Below are 5,121 nucleotides of genomic sequence, written 5' to 3'. Positions count from 1 at the left end.
GTCGGCGCGGGGGCGGTGACGGGATACCGGACCCCACGAGCGCGTCAGCGACCCCTGCGTCTCGCACCCGCGCCGACCATCCCGCGGGCGAAGTGCAGTTGGCGCGCCACCACGTCGTCGGCGGTCAGGGGGCCGTCGGGGCGGTACCAGGATGAGATCGACACGCACAGCGACGAGATCGCGCGGGCCGCGTCCTCGGGGTGCTCGCAGGCGAAATGGCCCGACTCGACGCCGGCCCGGATGCTGTCTTCGAGCATCGTCTGCTGCGAGTCGCGCTGGGCGATGTGGTGGTCACGGACGTCCGGGTCCATGCTCCGTATCTCCGTGGAGGCCACGAACGCCTGGTCCCTCCTGGCCATGTGGAACCGGGCCAGGGACTCGACGAGATTCTCGAACCGCGCGACCGGGTCGCTGCCGGCGTCCTCCACGGCCGCTCTGGTGTGCTGGAACATCTCGGCCATCGCGGCGTCCACCACGGCCGCGAGGATCGCCTGCTTCGAGCGATAGTGGTGGTAGAGGCCCGGAACCGACAGGCCCGCCTCCTCGGCGATCATCCTGATCGAGGCGCCGTGATACCCGTGTCGCGCGAAGACGGCCAGCGCGGCCCGCAACGGGGGCGACAGGGTGTCGGGCCCGAATTCTCGCCAGTCGCTCATCGGTGGACTCTCCTCGGTCATCGAAAAACCCTAGCTGTCGGTCACTTGACACGTGATGTGGTGTGGGTAACACTACATCGGACCGAGCGATCGCTCGGTCGGGGCGATGGAAATGGAGGGCGACGATGAGTGGACCGAGCGCGCGCCCGTGGCGGGACGTGTACCGCCCGGGCGTCGACGAGGGCCTCGCCGAGCAGCGATCAACGCTGGTCGCCGCCTGGCGCGACCGAGTCGCGACGAGTCCGGACCGGACCGCGGTCGCGTACTTCGACACCGTGCTGTCGGCTCGCGAGGTCGACCGCTTGTCCGACGCCCTCGGCGCGGCGCTTCAGGATCGAGGCGTGCAGGGCGGCGACCGCGTCGGGATCCACCTGCAGAACATCCCGCAGTACGCCATTTCCCTGCTCGCCCTGTGGAAGATCGGCGCCGCCGCCGTGGTCCTGAACCCCATGTACTTCGGCCGCGAGCTCCGGCTGCCCGTCGAGGACTCCGGCGCGGTGGGGATCATCGCGACCGACCGGGACGTCGCCGCGATCCGCGAGAGCGTGGAGGGCACCGACGTCGGGTGGATCCTCAGTACCAGTGAGCAGGACCTGCAGACCCGGAACGATCCCCGGGTGTTCGGAGGCACGGATTCGGGAGTGCCGTCGGAGGACGGCGATCTGGTGCAGCTCATCTCCGACTTCTCGGGTCGGACCCCGGCGCCCGTCGCGGTGTCCCCGGACGACCTCGCGCTGTTGACCTACACGTCGGGGACCACCGGCCCACCCAAGGGCGCGATGAACTCGCACGCGAACGTGGTGTCCGTGGCCCGGAGTTTCGCCGACTTCGTGGGTGTCGTGCCGGGGGACGTGGTCCTGGCGATCGCCCCGCTGTTCCACATCACCGGCGCGGTCATCAACGCGGCCCTCGGTCTGCTGGGGGATACTGCGCTGGTCTTCGCCGGGCGCTTCCGGCCCGAGGTCGTCCTGGACGCCTTCCGTGAACACCGCGTCACCTACACGATCGGGTCCATCACGGCGTTCAACGCCCTCATGCGACTGGACGGGGCCGGCCCGGAGCATTTCGCCTCCGTCAAGACCCTCTACAGCGGGGGAGCGCCGATCCCGCCGTCGACGGTCGAGCGATTCAGAGAGCGGTTCGGGCACTACATCCACAATGCCTACGGCATGACAGAGACGACCTCGGGGGTCATCGCCGTCCCGCCCGGGCTCCGCGCCCCGGTCGACGAGTCCAGCGGCACCCTCTCCGTCGGGGTCCCGCTCCCCGGCGTCGACGCGAGCGTGGTGGGGGTCGACGACCGGCCCGTCGCGCCCGGCCAGCAGGGCGAGCTCGTCCTCAGCGGACCGCAGGTCGTCTCCGGCTACTGGCGCAACGACGCGGCCACCGCCGGGGCGATGCCCGGGGGCCGACTGCACACCGGTGATGTGGCCGTCATGGACTCCGCCGGCTGGGTCTACCTCGTCGACAGACTCAAGGACCAGATCAACGCCTCCGGGTACAAGGTCTGGCCCCGAGAGGTCGAGGACGTCCTGTACGAGCACGACGCGGTCTTCGAGGCCGCCGTCGTCGGCCTTCCTGACGAGTACCGCGGCGAGAAGGTGGTCGCGTTCGTCTCCCTCAAGGCGGGACGCACCGCCTCCGAGGCGGAGTTGATCTCGTTCGCCGCATCGCGCCTGGCCGCGTACAAGCGGCCCTCCGAGGTCCACGTGGTGGGCGAACTCCCCAAGACCCAGACCGGCAAGATCCGTCGCCGCGAACTCCGCGACGAGCACACCCCCTCCTGATCCCCCAGACCCCTCACCCGACCCGAAGGAGATGACATGGCCGAGGCCAGCATCCGCCCCGACCTCCCCTCGGAGGTCACCCCGACCCAGTCCGCCGAGGGCAACAAGAACGCCAAGAGGTCGCTCGCCGCCAGCACCACCGGGCAGCTGTTCGAGTGGTACGAGTGGACCGCTTACGCGGTGTTCGCCCCGTTCATCGCGGCGGCGATGTTCAACAACGAGAACCCGGTCTCGGCCCTGCTGGCGACGTTCGCCGTCTTCGCGGTGGGCTTCCTGGTCCGGCCGCTCGGCGGGATCGTCTTCGGCCGGATCGCCGACATCAAGGGCCGCAAGTGGGTCCTCATCACCACCATGCTCATGATGGCGGGCGCGAGCCTGCTGATCGGCCTGCTGCCGAGCTACGAGACCCTGGGCGTCTTCGCGTCGGTGCTGCTCCTGCTCTGCCGGATCGTCCAGGGCTTCGCCCACGGTGGTGAGTCCGCGACCGCGTACAGCTACGTCGCAGAGATCGCACCGCCGCATCGCCGCGGCATGTGGGGGAGCCTGGTCTTCGTCGCCATCATGGGCGGCACCGTCGTCGCCTACGGAGTCGGCGGCACCATCACCGCCGTGCTGTCCGAGTCCGCCGTCGGCGAGTGGGGCTGGCGCATCCCGTTCCTGCTCGGCGCCGTGTTCGCCCTGTTCGTGTTGTACCTGCGGGCCGGCATGGAGGAGTCCGACGTCTTCGACAAGGCCGCCGAGGCGGCCGCGGCCGACCCGACCTCCCCGGTCGTCACCTTTTCCAAGGGCCGTCTCGCCCGGGCGATCGCGCTGGTCGTGACCATGGTCTCCGGCGTCACCGTCGCCCACTACACCTGGAGCTCCTACGCCTCCACGTTCGCCATCACGCAGCGCGACATGGATGCGGGCGCCGCCTTCTGGATGATCTTCGGCAGCCAGCTGGTCGCCCTGTGCACCCTTCCGTTGTGGGGCCTGCTGTCGGACAAGATCGGCCGTCGTCCGGTGATCTTCATCTTCGCGGTCGGCACCATCGTCACCACCCCCTTCCTGATGGGCATGATCGACGACCGGCCGTGGACCCTGTTCCTCACCTCGCTCATCGCCATGACGCTGGTCGCCGCCGCCGGATCCATCCTCTCGTCGTTCATGTCCGAAGCGTTCCCCACCAAGATGCGCACGGCGGGCATCGGCTTCGCCTACTCCCTGTCCGTCGCGGTCTTCGGCGGCAGCGCACCGTACCTCAACGCGCAGTTCATCGAGTGGGACGTGTACTGGATGATCAGTGCCTACATCATCGTGCTCTGCGTCTGCACCCTCATCGCCACGGCGATCATGAAGGAGACCCGCGGCAACGACCTGCACACGGTCGGCCACGACTAGTCCGTGCCCGTTCCGGCCATCCGACCGCCCATCAACCGCGAGGATCACCCCATGACCACTCCACCAGCATCGTCCGCCGGCCTGGCGGTCGACCGACTCCTCCGCCCCGACGTCGTGGGGCCCAGGATCGCCGAGGCCACGGGCGAGGCGGCCTGGACGGACTTCTCCGCCGAGCTGATCGCGGGGGGCAAGTCCAACCTGACGTTCACGCTCCGCTCGGACGCCGGCGAGCTCATCCTGCGTCGGCCGCCCACGGGTGAGCTCCTCCCGAGCGCCCACGACATGGGTCGCGAGGCGCGCATCCAGCTGGGGCTGGCGTCGACGGACGTCCCGGTGGCCGGGATCGTGCTCAACGAGACCACCGGTGAGGACCTTGGTGTCCCGTACTACGTGATGGAGAAGGTGGTCGGTCACGTGATCCGTGACGCACTGCCGCCGGGTTACGCCGAGACCGACGACGACAAGGCGGCCATGGCGGACGCGCAGATCGACGCGATGGTCGCTCTCCACGCGGTGGACCAGGATGCCGTCGGTCTGGGGGATCTGGGGCGGCCGGAGGGTTACCTGGAACGTCAGCTACGCCGGTGGCTGGGACAGTCCGAGAAGGCGAGCGAACGCGTCCGCGCGGACCGCCTGCCCGAGTTGGCCGCGCGACTCGGACAGGACCTGCCCACCTCGCCGTCGTCGCGGATCATCCACGGTGACTACCGCATGGACAACTGTGTGGTCGACGCCGATGATCCGGGGCGGATCAAGGCGATCCTCGACTGGGAACTGTCGACCCTCGGCGATCCGGTGGCCGACCTCGCCCAGACCGTTCTGTACTGGGGCGATCCCGACGGCCCCGAGGTCCCGCTCATCCCGAGCCTGACCACGGGTCCCGGATGGCCGGGCCCACAGCGGTTGCTGGACCGGTACTGCTCCGCGACCGGCACGGACCCCGCCCACATGCCCTGGTATCTGGCGTTCGCGACGTTCAAGTTCGCGGCGATCGCCCAGGGAGTGGCCACCCGTTCGGAGGCCGGTGACATGGCCGGACAGGACTTCGGCGACATCGGCCCGCAGATCCGCGAACTGGTGGAGTACGGCCACTCGATCCTCGACTCCCGGAAAGGCACCCGCTGATGGCTGATCCCGCGTCCACCTCACCCGCACCCGGCGCCAGCGCGTCCGACGACACCGCATCCGATGCCTCCGCCCGGGCCGTGCGCGGGCCGGTCGACCCCCGCACGGGCCCGATCGCGGCGCAGCCCGTGCTCGACCGCTTCCGCCTGGACGGGCGTGTAGCCGTGGTCACC

General features: G+C 69.5%; 4 protein-coding genes. 3 read left to right on the top strand and 1 reads right to left on the bottom strand.

Annotation, left to right across the window (positions count from 1 at the left end; all coding sequences use genetic code 11):
• Nucleotides 1-44: 44 nt before the first annotated feature.
• Nucleotides 45-656, bottom strand: coding sequence for a TetR/AcrR family transcriptional regulator (locus IY392_RS05175; protein WP_182612349.1), 612 nt, complete (start codon nt 654-656; stop codon nt 45-47).
• A gap of 125 nt (nt 657-781) precedes the next feature.
• Between IY392_RS05175 and IY392_RS05170 the strand changes: the two genes are divergently transcribed.
• The 3 genes from IY392_RS05170 to IY392_RS05160 are packed head-to-tail and all read left to right on the top strand — an operon-like array spanning nt 782 to nt 4,948.
• Nucleotides 782-2,443 carry a class I adenylate-forming enzyme family protein gene (locus tag IY392_RS05170; RefSeq protein WP_194860698.1) on the top strand — a complete coding sequence of 554 codons (1,662 nt, stop codon included), beginning with the start codon at nt 782-784 and terminating at the stop codon, nt 2,441-2,443.
• A gap of 36 nt (nt 2,444-2,479) precedes the next feature.
• Nucleotides 2,480-3,823: an MFS transporter gene (locus IY392_RS05165; RefSeq protein ID WP_107756809.1), complete on the top strand. Its 1,344-nt coding sequence runs from the start codon at nt 2,480-2,482 to the stop codon at nt 3,821-3,823.
• A gap of 51 nt (nt 3,824-3,874) precedes the next feature.
• The gene (locus IY392_RS05160; protein WP_107758145.1) at nt 3,875-4,948 is read left to right on the top strand and encodes a phosphotransferase family protein; all 1,074 of its coding nucleotides are present in this window, start codon (nt 3,875-3,877) and stop codon (nt 4,946-4,948) included.
• Nucleotides 4,949-5,121 lie beyond the last annotated feature (173 nt).

Source organism: Dietzia sp. SYD-A1 (assembly GCF_015356725.1).
GTDB lineage: Bacteria > Actinomycetota > Actinomycetes > Mycobacteriales > Mycobacteriaceae > Dietzia.
Note: the sequence above shows the minus strand (reverse complement) of the source record. Positions and strands in the feature narration are given on the sequence as shown.